Annotated in this window: 17 protein-coding genes; 5 read left to right on the top strand and 12 right to left on the bottom strand. The window is 67.7% G+C overall.

Features of this window, described 5'->3' with window-relative positions:
* The first annotated feature begins 1 nt into the window (after position 1).
* Positions 2–1876: a nucleoside-diphosphate sugar epimerase/dehydratase gene (locus F3J15_RS27300; protein WP_089445072.1), complete on the top strand. Its 1875-nt coding sequence runs from the start codon at positions 2–4 to the stop codon at positions 1874–1876.
* Between the two features lie 98 nt (positions 1877–1974).
* Here F3J15_RS27300 and F3J15_RS27295 read toward each other — a convergent pair whose 3' ends face one another.
* Genes F3J15_RS27295 through F3J15_RS27275 form a run of 5 tightly spaced genes read right to left on the bottom strand, consistent with a single transcriptional unit; the run spans position 1975 to position 7412 of the window.
* On the bottom strand, positions 1975–3081 hold the full coding sequence (locus F3J15_RS27295) for a glycosyltransferase (RefSeq protein WP_089445073.1): 1107 nt from the start codon (positions 3079–3081) through the stop codon (positions 1975–1977).
* A gap of 27 nt (positions 3082–3108) precedes the next feature.
* Positions 3109–4131, bottom strand: a complete 1023-nt coding sequence (gene galE, locus F3J15_RS27290) for a UDP-glucose 4-epimerase GalE (protein ID WP_166895117.1) — start codon at positions 4129–4131, stop codon at positions 3109–3111.
* 15 nt (positions 4132–4146) lie between these two features.
* Positions 4147–5283 (bottom strand): glycosyltransferase family 4 protein, encoded by a 1137-nt coding sequence (locus F3J15_RS27285; RefSeq protein ID WP_166895115.1) that lies wholly within the window; start codon positions 5281–5283, stop codon positions 4147–4149.
* 51 nt (positions 5284–5334) lie between these two features.
* Positions 5335–6159, bottom strand: a complete 825-nt coding sequence (locus F3J15_RS27280; protein ID WP_166895113.1) for a glycosyltransferase — start codon at positions 6157–6159, stop codon at positions 5335–5337.
* Positions 6156–7412 (bottom strand): oligosaccharide flippase family protein, encoded by a 1257-nt coding sequence (locus tag F3J15_RS27275; protein WP_039361066.1) that lies wholly within the window; start codon positions 7410–7412, stop codon positions 6156–6158. The genes F3J15_RS27280 and F3J15_RS27275 overlap by 4 nt, the downstream gene beginning before the upstream one ends.
* A gap of 263 nt (positions 7413–7675) precedes the next feature.
* On the opposite strand from F3J15_RS27275, the gene F3J15_RS27270 reads away from it, so the two are divergent.
* The 4 genes from F3J15_RS27270 (at position 7676) to waaA (ending at position 12552) form a co-directional block, all read left to right on the top strand.
* A complete protein-coding gene (locus tag F3J15_RS27270; RefSeq protein ID WP_166895111.1) occupies positions 7676–9070 on the top strand; it encodes a phosphomannomutase/phosphoglucomutase in 1395 nt (464 codons plus the stop codon).
* Positions 9071–9244: 174 nt separating this feature from the next.
* The gene (gene waaC, locus F3J15_RS27265) at positions 9245–10240 is read left to right on the top strand and encodes a lipopolysaccharide heptosyltransferase I (RefSeq protein ID WP_089431360.1); all 996 of its coding nucleotides are present in this window, start codon (positions 9245–9247) and stop codon (positions 10238–10240) included.
* Positions 10241–10274: 34 nt separating this feature from the next.
* Positions 10275–11159 carry a Kdo hydroxylase family protein gene (locus F3J15_RS27260; RefSeq protein WP_089445079.1) on the top strand — a complete coding sequence of 295 codons (885 nt, stop codon included), beginning with the start codon at positions 10275–10277 and terminating at the stop codon, positions 11157–11159.
* A 37-nt stretch (positions 11160–11196) separates the two neighbouring features.
* Positions 11197–12552, top strand: a complete 1356-nt coding sequence (waaA, locus tag F3J15_RS27255) for a lipid IV(A) 3-deoxy-D-manno-octulosonic acid transferase (RefSeq protein ID WP_166895109.1) — start codon at positions 11197–11199, stop codon at positions 12550–12552.
* Between the two features lie 64 nt (positions 12553–12616).
* On the opposite strand, the gene ureG is transcribed toward waaA, so the two are convergent.
* The 7 genes from ureG to F3J15_RS27220 all read right to left on the bottom strand — a co-directional run.
* On the bottom strand, positions 12617–13264 hold the full coding sequence (ureG, locus tag F3J15_RS27250) for an urease accessory protein UreG (protein ID WP_046196649.1): 648 nt from the start codon (positions 13262–13264) through the stop codon (positions 12617–12619).
* Between the two features lie 17 nt (positions 13265–13281).
* Entirely contained in the window at positions 13282–13962 is a 681-nt protein-coding gene (locus F3J15_RS27245) for an urease accessory UreF family protein (protein WP_166895107.1), read from the bottom strand.
* On the bottom strand, positions 13949–14560 hold the full coding sequence (ureE, locus tag F3J15_RS27240; protein WP_166895105.1) for an urease accessory protein UreE: 612 nt from the start codon (positions 14558–14560) through the stop codon (positions 13949–13951). The genes F3J15_RS27245 and ureE overlap by 14 nt, the downstream gene beginning before the upstream one ends.
* 22 nt (positions 14561–14582) lie before the next feature.
* Positions 14583–16289, bottom strand: coding sequence for an urease subunit alpha (gene ureC, locus F3J15_RS27235; protein ID WP_089445082.1), 1707 nt, complete (start codon positions 16287–16289; stop codon positions 14583–14585).
* A gap of 29 nt (positions 16290–16318) precedes the next feature.
* On the bottom strand, positions 16319–16624 hold the full coding sequence (locus tag F3J15_RS27230) for an urease subunit beta (protein WP_046545089.1): 306 nt from the start codon (positions 16622–16624) through the stop codon (positions 16319–16321).
* An 8-nt stretch (positions 16625–16632) separates the two neighbouring features.
* Positions 16633–16935: an urease subunit gamma gene (gene ureA, locus F3J15_RS27225; protein ID WP_006406310.1), complete on the bottom strand. Its 303-nt coding sequence runs from the start codon at positions 16933–16935 to the stop codon at positions 16633–16635.
* A gap of 236 nt (positions 16936–17171) precedes the next feature.
* On the bottom strand, positions 17172–17440 hold a 269-nt coding region (locus tag F3J15_RS27220; protein ID WP_205191006.1), incomplete at its 5' end, for an urease accessory protein UreD.

The raw sequence follows: 17440 nt of genomic DNA, 5'->3' as shown, positions 1-17440 counted from the left end.
GATGTTGCGATCCAAAGCATCTTGGCTGTCATTGAGTGCTTTCCTGTTCGACCTGCTGGCGGTGCTTGCAGCGTGGTTGTTCGCCTATCTCGTCCGATTCAACGGTAGCGTCCCGACCGATTTCCTGAGCGGCGCGCTGATGGCGCTGACGTGGGTGCTGCCCGTGTACGCGCTGATGTTCCACGTGTTCGGCCTGTATCGCGGGCTGTGGGTGTTCGCGAGCCTGCCAGACCTGATGCGTATCGCGAAGGCAGTGGGTGGCGGTGGCGTGATCGTGATGATTGGCGCCGTGATGTTCCAGCCGGTGCCGATCATTCCGCGCTCGGTGCTGCTCGTGTCGCCCCTGATGCTGTTTCTGGCGATGGGCGGCGCACGCGCGCTGTATCGCGCGACGAAGGAGTACTACCTGTACGGCGGGCTCGTCGGCAAGGGCAAGCCGGTGCTGGTGCTCGGCGCCGGTACGGCAGGCGCGAGCCTCGCCCGCGAACTGTCGCGCTCGGGCGAATGGCGCCTCGTCGGCCTGCTCGACGACGACGTCACGAAGCAGGGCCGCGAAATCTACGGCTACAAGGTGCTGGGCTCGTTCAACGACCTCAAGCACTGGACCGATGCAATGAAGGTCGATTACGCGATCATCGCGATTCCGTCAGCGTCGGTCGAAACACAGCGCCGAGTCGCGACGCTGTGCGTGCGGGCCGGCGTGAAGGCGATGGTGCTGCCGTCGCTGACCGCGCTGATGCCGGGGCAGGGCTTCCTGTCGCAGGTGCGGAACATCGATCTCGAGGATCTGCTCGGCCGCGACGCGGTGACGATCGACACGCCGCACGTCGAGGCGCTGCTGCGCGGCCGCGTCGTGATGGTGACGGGCGCGGGCGGGTCGATCGGCTCCGAGCTGTGCCGGCAGATCCTGCGCTTCGCGCCGGCGCAACTCGTTGCGTTCGACCTGTCCGAGTATGCGATGTACCGGCTGACCGAGGAACTGCGCGAGCGCTTTCCCGACCTGCCTGTCGTGCCGATCATCGGCGATGCGAAGGATTCGCTGCTGCTCGACCAGGTGATGTCGCGTCATGCGCCGCACATCGTGTTCCACGCAGCTGCCTACAAGCACGTGCCGCTGATGGAGGAGCACAACGCGTGGCAGGCCTTGCGCAACAATGTGCTCGGCACCTATCGCGTGGCCCGCGCGGCGATTCGCCACGATGTGCGTCACTTCGTGCTGATCTCGACCGACAAGGCCGTCAATCCGACCAACGTGATGGGCGCGAGCAAGCGCCTCGCCGAAATGGCCTGTCAGGCGCTGCAGCAGACGAGCGGGCGCACGCAGTTCGAGACGGTGCGCTTCGGTAACGTGCTCGGCAGCGCGGGCAGCGTGATCCCGAAGTTCCAGCAGCAGATCGCGAAGGGCGGCCCGGTCACGGTCACGCACCCGGAGATCACGCGTTTCTTCATGACGATTCCGGAAGCGTCGCAGCTGGTGCTGCAGGCGTCGAGCATGGGGCATGGCGGCGAGATCTTCATTCTCGACATGGGCGAGCCGGTGAAGATCGTCGATCTGGCGTGCGACCTGATCCGCCTGTACGGTTTCTCGGAAGAGCAGATCCGGATCGAATTCACCGGGCTGCGGCCCGGCGAGAAGCTCTATGAGGAACTGCTCGCCGATGACGAGGCAACGACGCGTACCCCGCATCCGAAGCTGCGAATCGCGCGGGCGCGGGAAGTGCCGGACAATTTCCTCGACGAGCTGCTGCCGTGGCTGATGCAGCATCGTGTCCTGCCCGATGACGAAGTGCGGCGCGACCTGCGGCGCTGGGTGCCCGAGTATCAGACGGCTGCCGTTCCGGCGCTGAAGAGCGTACGGGTCGCGTCGAACCGCTGAACGCGGAGGTCCGTGTGGTCGCCCCGCAGCGGCCAGCCGGCCGGCCAAAAAGAAAAGCGCCCCGCAGGGCGCTTTTTTCATGCCGGGCCGAGAACGGCTCAGCGACTGGGCCGGTGTTTGCGCACCACCATCCACCTCGGCGCGCGGAACCGCACGATGCTGATGTACAGCCACACATAGGTCAGCGCAAACAGCACGACGAACACGAACAGGTGCACCGTATGCCGCCAGAACAGCGTCGCAGGTATCACCGCGACGAGGCACAGCAGCCACAGGTACGGCGACGTCAGTGAATTGCGGCGCGTCAGGTCGTGCGCGTGCTTCGTGCCGACGGCCCAGCGCATCAGCCGCTTGTACACGAGCATGTGCAGGTGCACGCCGTCCGGAATCCCGGGCGACATCCCGCGGATGAATTTCTTCCGGTAGATCGAAAAGCAGGTCTCGAAGATCGGGTACATGAACAGCAGCACCGGATACCACGCGGACACCTCGCGGTTGCGCATCACGAGCATGATCGCGAGCTCCGCGAGCATGAAGCCGATGAAGTACGCGCCGCCGTCGCCGAGGAAGATCAGTCCGGCCGGGAAATTCCACAGGAAAAACCCGAGCACGGCGCCCATCATGATGATCGACGCGGACATCACGACCGGGTCGTTGACGTGGAACGCGACATACGCGAGCGACGCGAACATCATGAAGCTGACCATCGACGCGAGCCCGTTGAAGCCGTCGATGATGTTGATCGCGTTCGCGAGCGCCGCGACCGCGAGCACGGTGATGAACGCCGAGATGACCACGTAGCCGAGCAGGAAATCGAGCGGCGGCACGCTGATGCGCTTGACCGCGATGCCCAGCAGCCAGAACGCCAGCGCGGCCGCGCCCATCGTGCAGAGCAGCCGTGCGCGCGGCGACACGCGCTTCGTCAGGTCCTCGACGAGGCCTGACAGGAACGCCGGCATTCCGCAGGCAACGATCCCGAGAATGCTGCCGGCGATCGTCGGATAGCGCCGGGACAGGATCAGCGCGGCAATGACGACGCCCGCGAGGATCCCGATGCCCCCGACCCGCGGCACGGGCCGCACGTGGAATTTCTGCACACCGGCCAGATCGCTGTCGATCGAGAATTTCTCGTGAAGGTGCGCATAGCGCACGATGAACAGCGTGACGAGCAGGGAAACGATGAAGCCGGACGCGAAGCTGAGCATGGGATCGCTCGAAAAATGGACAGCGGATTATACAAAACCGCGCGGGTTCCCCTCCTGCCATCGCCAGTGGTCGGCACACATTTCTTCGATGCCGAGCGCGGCACGCCAGCCGATGATGTCGGCCGCGGCCTGCGGGTTCGCGTAGCACTCGGCGATGTCGCCCGGGCGGCGGGCGACGAGCTCGTACGGCACCGGGCGGCCCGACGCCTTCTCGAACGCGCGCACGACTTCCAGCACGCTGTAGCCCTGGCCCGTGCCGAGGTTCACGACGAAGCTCGCGTCGCGCTTCGCGAGCGCGTCGAGCGCGGCGATGTGCCCCTTCGCGAGATCGACGACATGGATGTAGTCGCGCACGCCGGTGCCGTCCGGCGTCGGGTAGTCGGAGCCGAACACGCGCAGCTTTTCCAGCTTGCCGACCGCGACCTGCGCGACATACGGCATCAGGTTGTTCGGGATGCCGGCCGGGTCCTCGCCGATCAGCCCGCTCGCGTGCGCGCCGACCGGGTTGAAGTAGCGCAGCGTCGCGATCCGCCACATCGGGTCCGAGGTTTCGAGATCGCGCAGGATCTGCTCGGCGATCAGCTTCGACTGGCCATACGGGTTCGTCGCGGACAGCGGGAACGATTCGTCGATCGGCGAGCGCTCGGGCACGCCGTATACGGTTGCGGACGAGCTGAACACGAACTGCTTGACATTGCGCTCGCGCATGACCTTGAGCACGGCAAGCAGGCCACCGATGTTGTTCTGGTAGTACTCGAGCGGCTTCTCCACCGATTCGCCGACGGCTTTGAGCGCGGCGAAATGGATCGTGCCGGTGATCGGGTGTGCGTCGAACACCTTCGCGAGCGCGGCTTCGTCGCACACGTCGACCTGGTGGAACGCGGGCGTCTTGCCCGTTATCCGCTCGATGCGGCGCACGGATTCGGCCTTGCTGTTGACGAGATTGTCGACGATCACGACGTCGTAGCCGTTGCCGAGCAGTTCAACGGTCGTGTGCGAGCCGATATAGCCCGCTCCGCCGGTGACGAGGATGGTGCCTTTCGCGGTCATTGCTGATGCGCTCCTTCAGAGGGTGATACCGGTTAACGAATGGATAGTACGCCGGTAGCGTTCGACGACCTGCTGTTCGTCGAATTCCGCCGTGACCTTCTGCCGGCCGCGCGCGCCCATCGCGTCGCGGCCGGCCGTTCCGAGTTCGATCATGCGGAGCAACTGCTCCGCGAGGCTCGCGCTGTCGCGCACGCGGCACAGGAAGCCCGTTTCGCCGTCGGCGACGACGTCGCGGCAACCCGGCACGTCGGTCGCGACGATCGGGCGGCCCATCGCCGATGCTTCCATCAGCGTGCGCGGCACGCCTTCGCGGTACGACGGCAGCACGACGCAGTCGGCCGCCGCGATATGCGGGCGCACGTCGTGCGCTTCGCCGAGATATTCGATCACGCCTTCGCCGGCCCACGCATCGACATCCGCGCGGCCGATCGCGCTTGGATTGTCGACGCCGAGCGGTCCGAGCAGCTGGAAGCGCGCATTCGGGAAGCGCGCGCGCACGATGCGCGCGGCCTCCACGTATTCGCGCACGCCCTTGTCCCACAGCAGCCGGCCGATCAGGATGAAGACGGGGGCGTCGCCGGCGGGCAACGGCACGGGCGCGAACTGTTCGAGATCGACGCCTTCGCCGTGCAGCAGCCGCGCGCGATCGGGATGCGTGAGCAACTGCTCGTCGGTGAAGGTCGCGAGATCGTCGCGGTTCAGGAACCACACTTCACGCGGGAAGCGGAACGCGAACCGGTACAGGCGCTTCGCGACGCTTGCCGCGCGGCTCTTCTGGATGAAGACGTAGCCGAGCCCGGTCGTCACCGCGATCGACGGCACGCGCGCGAGCCACGCGGCGACCGAGCCGTAGATGTTCGGCTTGATCGTGTAATGGAACACGAGATCGGGCTTCAGCGCGCGGTAGTGACGCACCAGCGCGGCGAGCGTGCCGAGATCCTCGCGCGGGCTCGTGCCTTTCGATGCAACCGCGAGCGCCACGTAGCGGCAGCCCATCTGCTCGAGCAGCGGCACCGTGCGGTCGTGCGGCGCAATGACGATGACCTCGGCGCCGCGTGCGACGAGCGCACGGATCAGCCCGTGGCGATACGTGTAGATCGCCCAGGCCGTGTTGCAGACGAGCGCGATGCGCAGCGGGGAGGTGGCGGACATGAAAAAAAGAATAAATAAAGCGTCGTAAATGCCGGATACGCCGAATGGGCGTCACGCGGACGGCCGCGCGGCGAACAGCGTCTGCTTGATCCGCTGCAACGTCCGGTACGGCGTCACGAAATGCAGCAGGTTCTTGGCGAGGCCGGCCCAGTCGTACGGGTTCAGCGCGTTGAAATGGCTCAGCAGCAGCGTGAGCGTCGATACCAGCTGGCGCCGGCGCTTGGTCGCACTGATCCCGCCCTCGTTCAGTTCGTAATAGAGACCCAGTTCCGGCAGGTTCGCGCAATCGTAGCGTTGCATTAACCGTAAAAAAAGATCGAGATCCTCGGCCGCACGGTATTTGGCGCGATAGTTCCCCACTTCCCGCACGGCGTCGATGCGCAGCATCACCGACGGATGCACGAGCGGCGAGCGCAGGAAGCGCGTGCGGCGCAGCGTGCGCGGATCGGCGGGCGGGGTCAGCATGAAGCGCGGCTCGCCGGCGCGGGACACGACTTGCGTCCACATGCCGACACAGGCCACGCGCGGGTGGGCGCCGAGGTACGCGCGCTCTTTCGCGAGGCGCTGCGGCGCGGCGAGATCGCCCGCGTCGATGCGCGCGGCATAGCGGAAGCCGCGCGCGGCGAGCGCGTCGATCCCGGCCGCGAGCGCACGCTCGATACCGCTGTTCTGCGGCATGCGCAGCACATCGATCGTGAGGCCGGGCAGGTCGGGCGCGACGATCGGCGGCGTGCTGCCGTCATCGACGATCAGCACGTGCACGGGCGTGTCCTCGCGAAACGAGGCGAGGGTCCGAACGACGTCGTCGTGCCCGTTGTAGGCCGGCATCAGCACGGCCACGTCGTCGAGCGGGGTCGGGCAATCAGGGGACGTCATGGTCGCAGCTTGAAACGGATGTAATAAAAATTGACGGCGGCGGCGGCCAGATAGCCGGCCGCCAGCCCGACGAGCGCGCCGTACAGGCCGAGCCGCGGGATCGCGAACAGGTTGACGAGTGCCGCGATCGCGAGCGCGAGCAGCCATTTCGACAGCAACACGAATTTTGCTTGATATTTGAGAACGATAAGATTGCCTATCGCCTCGATGCCGGCGGGCACCGACAGCCAGACCGCCCAGCGGAAGATGTCGACCGAGGCCTCGTAGCCGTGGCCGAACACCTTGCCGACGATCAGCGGGGCGGCGGCGTCGAGCACGAGCGCGCCGGCCGTCATCAGGCAGGCCGTCATCGCGATCAGCCGGACAATGTTGCGGCGCAGCCGCGCGACGTCCTGCACGCGGTAGACGAAGGCGGGCGCGATCGTCTGCGCGAGCATCAGCGCGAGCGTGATCCAGTTCTCGTTGAGCTGCTGCGCGGCCGAGTAGCGGCCGAGATCGGCGAACGAAACATGACGCTCGAGCATCAGGCGGTCGAGCTTCAGGAACAGGTACATGCAGATGAGGCCGAGCCAGAACACCGTGCCGGCCGTTGCAAAGTGCCTGAACAGCGGTTTGTCGAACGTCCAGCCGAGCGCGCCGCCGTTACGATGCCGGTAGTACAGCAGCAGCGCGAAGCCGATTGCGGCGGCCTCGAGCGCCCACAGCCACGCGAAGCGGGCGGGGCCTGCGGCCGCGCGGACCAGCAGCCAGACGAGCAGCGCCTTCACCAGCGCCGTGACCATGCTGGTGACGAGCTGCGGCTTGCTGTAGGTCATGCTCTGCAGCCACGCGTTGATGACGCCGACGAACGGCTCGCGGAACACCATCGTGACCGCGAGGCCCGCGAGCATCGCGCCGACCAGCGGATCGAAGGCGCCCGCGGCGATCGCGATCCAGGTCGCGACGAGTGCGGCGACGGAGACGGCGATGCGCAGCGCGAATGCGCTGCCGAGCACCGCGCCGAGCTGGGCGGGCGGGCGCTGGACGATGGTCGGGACGAGGATTTCCGCGCCGCACACCCAGGTGAGCGGCGCCAGTACCAGGAGGAGCGTATTCGCATACTGCCATTTACCGAACACATCTGGCCCGAAATAACGGGCCAGCAGGCCGCTGATCGCGATCGCGACGCCGATCTGCGTGAGCCGTTCGAGCCCCAGCCAGACGAGATTCGCGACGGCCTTCGCGACGTCCGGATTGCCGAAGCGCTTCAGCATGCGCGGCAGCGGCGTGCGCGCGAGGCGGCCGGCAGGGCGCCCGGGGGCTGCAGGTTGGCGGCGACGGGACGGCTAGGCATTAAAATGGGCGGTATGCGCGTCATCAAAACCCGCGATTATAAGTGGGATCGGGGTCGCTCCCGCCGTTCGGCGCCAACGGTTTCGCTCCGTGCCGGGCCCGCATGTATCATGCGCGGCACCGGCGAGCGGCGGCCAGGCAAGCCAGACAATTTTCCATGCACGCAACTGAGAGAAGTGAATCGATGATCTCCCAATCCATCTTCAAGGCTTATGACATTCGTGGCGTGGTCGGCAAGACGCTCGATACCGACACCGCACGCGGGATCGGCCGGGCATTCGGCAGCGAAGTGCGTGCGCAGGGCGGCGATGCGGTCGTCGTCGCGCGCGACGGCCGCCTGTCCGGGCCGGACCTCGTCGGCGCGCTGGCCGACGGTCTGCGTGCGGCGGGCGTCGACGTCGTCGACGTCGGCATGGTGCCCACGCCGGTCGGTTATTTCGCGGCGAACGTCCCGCTCGCGCTGAAGGGCGGCGAGCGCCGCGTCGATTCGTGCATCGTCGTTACGGGCAGCCACAACCCGCCCGACTACAACGGCTTCAAGATGGTGCTGCGCGGTGCCGCGATCTACGGCGAGCAGATCCAGGCGCTGTACCAGCGCATCGTCGACGAGCGTTTCGAGACGGGCAGCGGCTCGTACGAACAGTTCGACGTGGCCGATCAATACATCGCGCGCATCGTGGGCGACATCAAGCCGGCCCGCCCGATGAAGATCGTCGTCGATGCCGGCAACGGCGTGGCCGGCCCGCTCGCGACGCGCCTGTTCAAGGCGCTCGGCTGCGAGCTCGTCGAGCGCTTCACCGACATCGACGGCACGTTCCCGAACCACCACCCGGATCCTGCCCACCCGGAAAACCTGCAGGACGTGATCCAGGCGCTGAAGGACACCGACGCCGAGATCGGCTTCGCGTTCGACGGCGACGGCGACCGCCTCGGCGTCGTCACGAAGGACGGCAAGATCATCTATCCGGACCGCCAGCTGATGCTGTTCGCGGAAGAAGTGCTGTCGCGCAACCCGGGCGCGCAGATCATCTACGACGTGAAGTGCACGCGCCACCTCGCGCAATGGGTGAAGTCGAAGGGCGGCGAGCCGCTGATGTGGAAGACGGGCCATTCGCTCGTGAAGGCGAAACTGCGCGAGACGGGTGCGCCGCTCGCCGGTGAAATGAGCGGCCACGTATTCTTCAAGGATCGCTGGTACGGCTTCGACGACGGTCTCTACACGGGCGCGCGCCTGCTCGAGATCCTCGCGAAGACGGCCGATCCGAGCGCGCTGCTGAACGGGCTGCCGGACGCGATGAGCACGCCCGAATTGCAGCTGTGGCTCGACGAAGGCGAGAACTTCCGCCTGATCGACAAGCTGCAGAAGGAGGCGAAGTTCGACGGCGCCGAGGAAGTCGTGACGATCGACGGCCTGCGTGTCGAGTACCCGGACGGCTTCGGCCTCGCGCGCTCGTCGAACACGACGCCGGTCGTCGTGATGCGTTTCGAGTCGGAGACGCAGGAAGGGCTCAAGCGCATCCAGGAGGACTTCCGCCGTGTGCTGACGGCCGCGAAGCCGGACGTCAAGCTGCCGTTCTGAGCATCGGCGGCCTCGGGCCGCCACCGGCGCGACAGTGAGTCCGATCGTCGCGCCATCCCCGAAAAGCGGCGCGTGCCTCAGGTGCGCGGCCGCTTTTTGTCTGTCCGCCCCTCCGGGCGAGATAAAATCCCCCCTTTATGCTTGTCGCCGGCTGCCTGCCGGCGTTTTTTCAGCGTGCAAAAGATCCTGATCGTGCGCGTGTCGTCGCTGGGCGACGTCGTGCACAACATGCCGGTGATCGCCGATATCCGGCGCCGCCACCCCGATGCGCAGATCGACTGGCTCGTCGAGGAAAGCTTCGTCGACCTGGTCAAGCTCGTCGACGGCGTGCGCAACGTGCTGCCGTTCTCGCTGCGCCGCTGGCGCAAGAAGCCGTTCTCGGGCGCCACGTGGCGCGAGATCCGCGCGTTTCGCCAGCGCCTCGCGGCCGAGCAGTACGACCTCGTGATCGACTGCCAGGGCCTCATCAAGACAGCCTGGGTCGCGAGCTGGGCGCGCGGCCCGCTCGTCGGGCTCGGCAACCGCACCGACGGCGCCGGCTACGAGTGGCCCGTGCGCTTCTTCTATCGCAAGCGCGTGCCGATCGCGCCGCGCACGCACGTCGTCGAGCGCTCGCGGCAACTCGTCGCGGCCGCGCTGGGCGACCCGGCGCCGACGCCGGCCGACCCGGTCGAGTTCGGCCTCGACACGCGCGCGGCGGCGCTCGCGGTGGCCGCGCTCGGCCTGAACCTGCCGGTGCCGTACGTGGTGTTCGTCCATGCGACGTCGCGTGCCGACAAGCAGTGGCCGGACGCCGCATGGATCGAGCTCGGCCAGGCCCTCGTGCGGCGCGGCGCATCGCTCGTGCTGCCATGGGGCAACGACGCGGAGCGCGCGACCAGCGAGCGGCTGGCGCAGGCGTTCGGCGCGGCGGCGATCGTGCCACCGAAGCTGTCGCTGCCGGCCGTGGTCGGCCTGATCGACGGCGCGGATGCGATCGTCGGGGTTGATACAGGTCTGGTTCACATCGCGGCCGCGCTGAAGCGTCCGACGGTCGAACTGTACAATTTCGCGACGGCCTGGCGGACCGGCGGCTACTGGTCGCCGAACGTCGTCAATCTCGGCACGGCGGGGCAACCCCCGTCGATCGCGCAGGTGAAGTCGGCGCTCGCGGGCTTCGGTCTCCTGTAACGCAGTCACACGCGCGAACCCACGCGAACCGAACATGAGCGAATCCCAGATCATCGAAGTCCCGTCCGCCGACTGGAGCGGACACAACCTGTCGGCGCCGCGCGAGCAACTGCTGGCCGCCGTCGAGGAAGGCAAGGTGCTGTATTTCCCGCACCTGCGCTTCGCGATCGAGGGCGGCGAGGAAGCGCTGCTCGATCCGGCGCTCGCCGACCCGAAACGCAAGAACATCAGCCTCGCGCCAAACGGCGGCGCGCTCGTCGGCGTGCTCGGCGACAGCGTCACGCAGTCGGCGGTGCGCGCGCTCGTCGCGCGCTTCCAGCAGCAGGCCGGCACGCTCGTCGACGGCCTCTTTCCCGAATACCGCGGCAAGCTGCGCGTCGCGCCGACGAGCCTGCGGCTGATGCAGGTCGAGACGCGCCAGACGTCGTGGCGCAAGGACGACAGCCGGCTGCACGTTGACGCGTTTCCGTCGCGGCCGAACTACGGCGAGCGCATCCTGCGCGTGTTCACGAACGTGAACCCGGCCGGCGTGCCGCGCGTGTGGCGCGTCGGCGAGCCGTTCGAGGACGTCGCGAAGCGCTTCCTGCCGCACATCAAGCCGCAGCTGCCGGGCGCCGCATGGCTGCTGAACCTGCTGCACGTGACGAAATCGCCGCGCAGCGCGTACGACCACCTGATGCTGAACCTGCACGACAGCATGAAGGCCGATCTCGACTACCAGAAGACTTGTCCACAGCAAACGATGCCGTTTCCGCCGGGCAGCGTGTGGATATGTTTCTCCGATCAGACTTCGCACGCTGTGATGTCCGGCCAGTTCATGCTCGAACAGACCTTCTTCCTGCCGGTCGACGCGATGGTGCGCCGCGAATGCGCGCCGCTCGGCATTCTCGAACGCCTGAAGGGCAGGGCGCTGGTTTGAGCGCGCCTCTTCTCCGTTGCAACATGAGGATCGCCGCATGCTGAGGGTGATCTATCGCGCGCTGTGGTGGCTCGTCGCACCGATCGCCGTCATCCGGCTTGTCGTGCGTTCGCGCAAGGAGCGCGGCTATCGCGAACACATCGGCGAACGCTTCGGCCACGTGGCCGGCCGTTCGCGCGACGACCGTGCGCCGCTGATCTGGGTGCATGCGGTTTCGGTCGGCGAGACGCGCGCGGCGCAGCCGCTGATCGACGCGCTGATGCACGTCCGTCCCGATGCGCGCATCCTGCTCACGCACATGACGCCGAGCGGCCGCGCGACCGGCGAACAGATCTTCGGCGATCGCGTGCTGCGCTGCTACCTGCCGTACGACATGCCCGGCGCGGTGCGACGTTTCCTGCGCGCGTGGCGGCCGACGCTCGGCCTCGTGATGGAAACCGAGGTGTGGCCCACGCTGATCGACGAGTGCCGCCGTGCTGACGTGCCGCTGGTGCTGACCAATGCGCGCATGTCCGCGCGTTCGTTCCGGCGGGCATCGAAGTTCGGCGCGGCGACGCATGACGTGTTCGGCGGCTTCTCGCGCGTGCTCGCGCAGAGCCCGGCCGATGCGGAGCGGCTGACGTCGCTCGGCGCACGCAACGTGACCGTGCTCGGCAACCTGAAGTTCGACATGACGACGCCACCCGAACTCGCGGCGCGCGGCCATGCGTGGCGCGAGGCGATCGGCACGCGGCCCGTGTGGGTCGCCGCGAGCACGCGCGAGAACGAGGAGGCGCTGGTGCTCGACGCATTCGCGGCGATGCGCACGCCCGGCGCGCTGCTGGTGCTCGTGCCGCGTCATCCGCAGCGTTTCGCCGAGGTCGAGGCGCTCGTCGAGCGCAGCGGGCTCAAGTGCGTGCGACGCTCGGTGTGGGCGGCAGACACGGCCGCGCTCGCGTCTGGCCGGCCGGCTGCCGAGCCGCTGCCGGATGACGTGACGGTGCTGCTCGGCGATTCGATGGGCGAGCTCGGCGCGTATTACGCGGCGGCCGACATCGCGTTCATCGGCGGCAGCCTGCTGCCGCTCGGCGGCCAGAACCTGATCGAAGCGTGCGCGGTCGGCGTGCCGGTGCTGATCGGCAAGCACGTGTTCAATTTCACGCAGGCGACCGCCGATGCGGTCGCGGCCGGTGCGGCGCTGCAGGTCGAGGATCCGCTCGATCTCGCGCACGTGCTCGACGCGCTGTTCGCCGACAAGGCGCGGCGCATCGCAATGGGCGCGGCCGGCGCGGCGTTTGCATCGCGTCATCGCGGCGCGACCGCACGCACGGTCGACGTGCTCGCGGCACTGTTGCCGCCCGCCGAACGCGGCGTGCGCACGCTGCAGGACACGCAGGACCCTTCCGACGACTAGGCGAAGGCGGCGCAATGCCGCCATGAGCGAGGCGTGGCGGCACCGGACGATGCCGCCACGTCGCTCAGACCGTCAGCAATCCCTTCTTCTCGATGAACGCGATCACGTCCGCGACGCCTTCGAGCGCCTTCAGGTTCGTCATCACGTAAGGCCGCTCGCCGCGCATCTTCTTCGTGTCGGATGCCATCACGTCGAGGTTCGCGCCGACCAGCGGCGCGAGATCCGTCTTGTTGATCACGAGCAGGTCGGACTTCGTGATGCCGGGGCCGCCCTTGCGCGGAATCTTCTCGCCACCCGCGACGTCGATCACGTAGATCGTCAGGTCCGACAGCTCGGGGCTGAAAGTCGCCGCGAGGTTGTCGCCGCCCGATTCGATGAACACGATGTCGGCGTCGGGGAAGCGCGACAGCATCCGGTCGACGGCCTCGAGGTTGATCGACGCATCCTCGCGGATCGCCGTATGCGGGCAGCCGCCCGTCTCGACGCCCATGATGCGCTCCTCGGGCAGCGCACCCGCGACCGTCAGCAGCCGCTGGTCTTCCTTCGTATAGATGTCGTTGGTGATCGCGACGAGGTCGTATTTGTCGCGCATCGCCTTGCACAGCATTTCGAGCAGCGTGGTCTTGCCGGAGCCGACGGGGCCGCCGATGCCGACGCGCAGCGGCGGCAGTTTCTTCGTGCGGCGGGCGGAGGAGGGAGCAGGTGCGTTCATGGCGGGTAGCGTCGGGTTCAGGAGCGGAACAACCGCGAATACTGGGTTTCGTGCCGCGCGGACAGGATGCCGAGCTGCGGCGCGAACGTGTTGACGGCGTCGGGCGGCGTCGCGAGCGCGCGGCGGACGGCCGCGTCGATCGCGCCGCGCAGCGCGACGATGATGCGTTGCCCGGCGAGCTGGCCGAGCGGCACGGCCTTCAGCGCGGCGGATGTCTGGTTCTCGACCCAGCCGAATGCGTACGCGGCGAGTACGGCGTCGGCGCTCGCGTCGTGCGCGGCGGCCGCGTACGCGAATGCAGTGGGCAGCGCGATCGGCGCAATCGCCGCGAGCGTCGCGCGGCGCGTGGCATCGCCCCATTCGAGCGACGCGCAGAGCTGCGCGAGCGACCAGCCCATCTGTTCGGTCTCGCGGCGCAGTTCCGCCGATTCGCGGCTCGCGATGAACCACGCATTCTCGGCGACGAGCGCCGGCGCGTCGTGCGCGTGCCAGCGCGCGAGCTGGTGCGCGAGGAACGGCAGCTCGCCGTGCGCGAGCACGTCGGTCAGGCCGCTCGCGATCCAGTCGCGCGCAGTATCCGCGTCGCGGATCAGGTTCGCGTCGAGCGCTGCTTCGAGTCCCTGCGAATAGCTGAACGCGCCGATCGGCAGCGCCGGCGATGCAAGGTGCAGCAGCGCGACGAGTTCAGTGGTGGTCATGGCCGTGGCCGTGCGCGCATCCGGGACCATGCTGATGGTCGTGGTCGTGGTCGTGGTCGTGGTCGTGCGAATGCGCGTTGCCGTGATGCTCGCCGAACACCTGCTGCGCGAGCGCGTAATCCTCGGCGAACGTCGCGTCGTGCCCGTGCTTGTGGCCGCCGCCGTACGCGCCGGCTTCCGGCTGGAACGGTGCAAGGGTCTCCTCGACCTGCGTGCCGAGCCGGCGCAGCATGTCCGCGAGCACCGGGTCGGCTTCGAGCTTCAGGTAGCCGTCGCCGATCTCGACCGGCGTGTGACGGTTGCCGAGGTGGTACGCGGCGCGCATCAGCGTGAGCGGGTCGGCCGCGCGCACGCGCAGCACGGTCTCGGGCGCCGCGGCAATGCGCACGAGCGCGCCGTCGTCGGCGACGAGCACGTCGCCGTCGCGCAGGATCGTGCCGCGCGGCAGCAGGACCGCGACGTCCTCGCCGGTGTCGAGCGTCGCCGCGAGGCGGCTCTTGCAGCGGGCGTCGTAGGCGAGCGTGAGCGTCGGCGCGCGCGCGACGAGCGACGCGGCGAGTTTCACGTTCGGGGCAATGCGTTTGTCGAGGGTGCGCATGAATCGAAAACCGGCAATCAGGTCAGAACAGGAAATAGCGCTGCGCCATCGGCAGTACCGTGGCCGGCTCGCAGGTGAGCAACTGGCCGTCGGCGATCACGTCGTAGGTTTCGGGGTCGACGCTGATCGACGGGCGCCACGCGTTGTGGATCATGTCGGCCTTCGTCACGTTGCGGCAGTTGCGCACCGGCACGATCCGCTTCGCGAGCCCGTAGCGTTCCGCGATGCCTGCATCGGCGGCCATCTGCGACACGAAGGTCAGCGACGTGCGCGCGAGCGCGCCGCCGCGGGTGGCGAACATCTCGCGATAGTGGACCGGCTGCGGCGTCGGAATCGATGCGTTCGGGTCGCCCATCTGCGCCATCGCGATCATCCCGCCCTTCAGGATCATCGACGGCTTGATCCCGAAGAACGCCGGCTCCCACAGCACGAGGTCGGCCCACTTGCCCGGCTCGATCGAGCCGACTTCGTGCGCGATGCCGTGCGTGAGCGCCGGGTTGATCGTGTACTTCGCGACGTAGCGCTTCGCGCGGAAGTTGTCGTTGCGCGTGCCGTCTTCCGGCAACGCGCCGCGCTGCACCTTCATCTTGTGCGCGGTCTGCCAGGTGCGGATGATCACCTCGCCGACGCGGCCCATCGCCTGCGAATCGGACGACAGCATCGACAGCGCGCCGAGATCGTGCAGGATGTCCTCGGCCGCGATCGTCTCGCGGCGGATCCGCGATTCGGCGAACGCGAGATCCTCGGCGATCGACGGATCGAGGTGATGGCACACCATCAGCATGTCGAGATGCTCGTCGAGCGTGTTGATCGTGTACGGGCGCGTCGGGTTGGTCGACGACGGCAGCACGTTCGACTCGCCGCACACCTTCAGGATGTCGGGCGCGTGGCCGCCGCCCGCGCCTTCGGTGTGGTACGTGTGGATCGTGCGGCCCTTGAACGCGGCGACCGTCGATTCGACGAAGCCGCCTTCGTTCAGCGTGTCGGTGTGGATCGCGACCTGCGTGTCGGTATCGTCGGCGACGGACAGGCAGTTGTCGATCGCGGCGGGCGTCGTACCCCAGTCCTCGTGCAGCTTCAGCCCGATCGCGCCGGCCGCGATCTGCTCGACGAGCGGCTGCGGCAGGCTCGCATTGCCCTTGCCGAGAAAGCCGAGGTTGATCGGCCAGCCGTCGGCGGCCTGCAGCATCCGCTCCATGTGCCACGGGCCCGGCGTGCAGGTCGTCGCGTTGGTGCCGGTGGCCGGCCCCGTGCCGCCGCCGAGCATCGTCGTGACGCCCGAGGCGAGCGCCTCGTCGATCTGCTGCGGGCTGATGAAGTGGATGTGCGTGTCGATGCCGCCGGCCGTCACGATCAGACCCTCGCCGGCGATCACTTCGGTCGCGGCGCCGATCGCGATCGTCACGCCCGGCTGGATGTCCGGGTTGCCGGCCTTGCCGATCGCGGCGATGCGGCCGTGCTTGATCGCGATGTCGGCCTTCACGATGCCCCAGTGATCGAGGATCACCGCGTTCGTGATGATCGTATCGGGCACGTCGGCGGCCACGCGCTGCGACTGGCCCATCCCGTCGCGGATCACTTTTCCGCCGCCGAATTTCACTTCCTCGCCGTAGGTCGTGAAGTCGCGTTCGATCTCGATCAGCAATTCGGTATCGGCGAGCCGGACGCGGTCGCCCGTCGTCGGCCCGAACATTTCCGCGTACGCGCGGCGGCTCAAGCGTAGTGTCATGGTGCTGTTCCTGAAGAGCGGGGCGCGGCTTACAGCGGCCCCATCACCTTGCCCTGAAAACCGTAGACGGCGCGATCGCCCGCGAGCGCCACCAGCTCGACGGTGCGCGTCTGGCCCGGCTCGAAGCGCACCGCGGTGCCGGCCGCGATGTTCAGGCGAAAGCCGCGCGCGGCCGCGCGATCGAACGACAATGCGTCGTTGACTTCGAAGAAGTGGTAGTGCGAGCCGACCTGCACCGGGCGGTCGCCGGTGTTCGCGACGACGAGCGTCAGCGTCGCGCGGCCCGCGTTCAGTTCGTGTTCGCCGTCGTCGGTGAGGATTTCGCCGGGGATCATGCGGGGCCTCACGGAATCGGGTGATGGACGGTCACGAGCTTCGTGCCGTCGGGGAAGGTCGCCTCGACCTGGATGTCGGGAATCATCTCCGGCACGCCGTCCATCACGTCGTCGCGCGTGAGCAGCGTCGTGCCGTAGTGCATCACCTCGGCGACCGTCTTGCCGTCGCGCGCGGCTTCCATCAGCGCGGCGGTGATGAAGGCGACCGCCTCCGGATAGTTGAGCTTCAGGCCGCGTGCGCGACGGCGCTCGGCCAGCAGCGCCGCCGTGAAGATCAGCAGCTTGTCCTTCTCGCGGGGAGTCAGTTTCATGAAGGCAAACGTTCAGGAAAACGTAATTTTTATCGGTGCGTGCGCGACGGGGCGGACGTGTGGGTCATCGTAGCACCGCGCTGTTTTGCGTGCGTCGTGTATCGGTTATGTAAGGAGCAAGGCGCGTGCCATGTGCATGGAACGCAGTGCGATGCGCGCTCGTGGTGCGCGATGCATGCACAGCGTGCAGCACCCGCCGCGACGCTGCGCCGAAACGGTGCGTGGCGCGGCCGCGCTCAGGTTTGCCAGAGGCGCAGCGGCCGTGCGTCCACGCCGTGCACGATCGGCCGCAGGTGCAGCCAGCAGTCGGTGAAGTGCCGTTGCAGCGCTTCCATCGACGTCGACAGTGCTCGGACCAGCACGACGCCCGGCGTCACGCAGGTCGCGCCGGCGCGCAGCGTGGCATCGAACGGCATCCGCGCGGCGAGCGACTCGGCGAGCGCGGCGTCGCACGCGGCGCCGGCGGCCCACAGCGTGCCGTACGCGGGAAAGCCGGCCAGACCCT

The organism is Burkholderia sp. Ap-955, from assembly GCF_011753045.1.
Taxonomy (GTDB): domain Bacteria; phylum Pseudomonadota; class Gammaproteobacteria; order Burkholderiales; family Burkholderiaceae; genus Burkholderia; species Burkholderia lata_D.
This window is presented reverse-complemented; position numbering and strand designations above follow the sequence as displayed.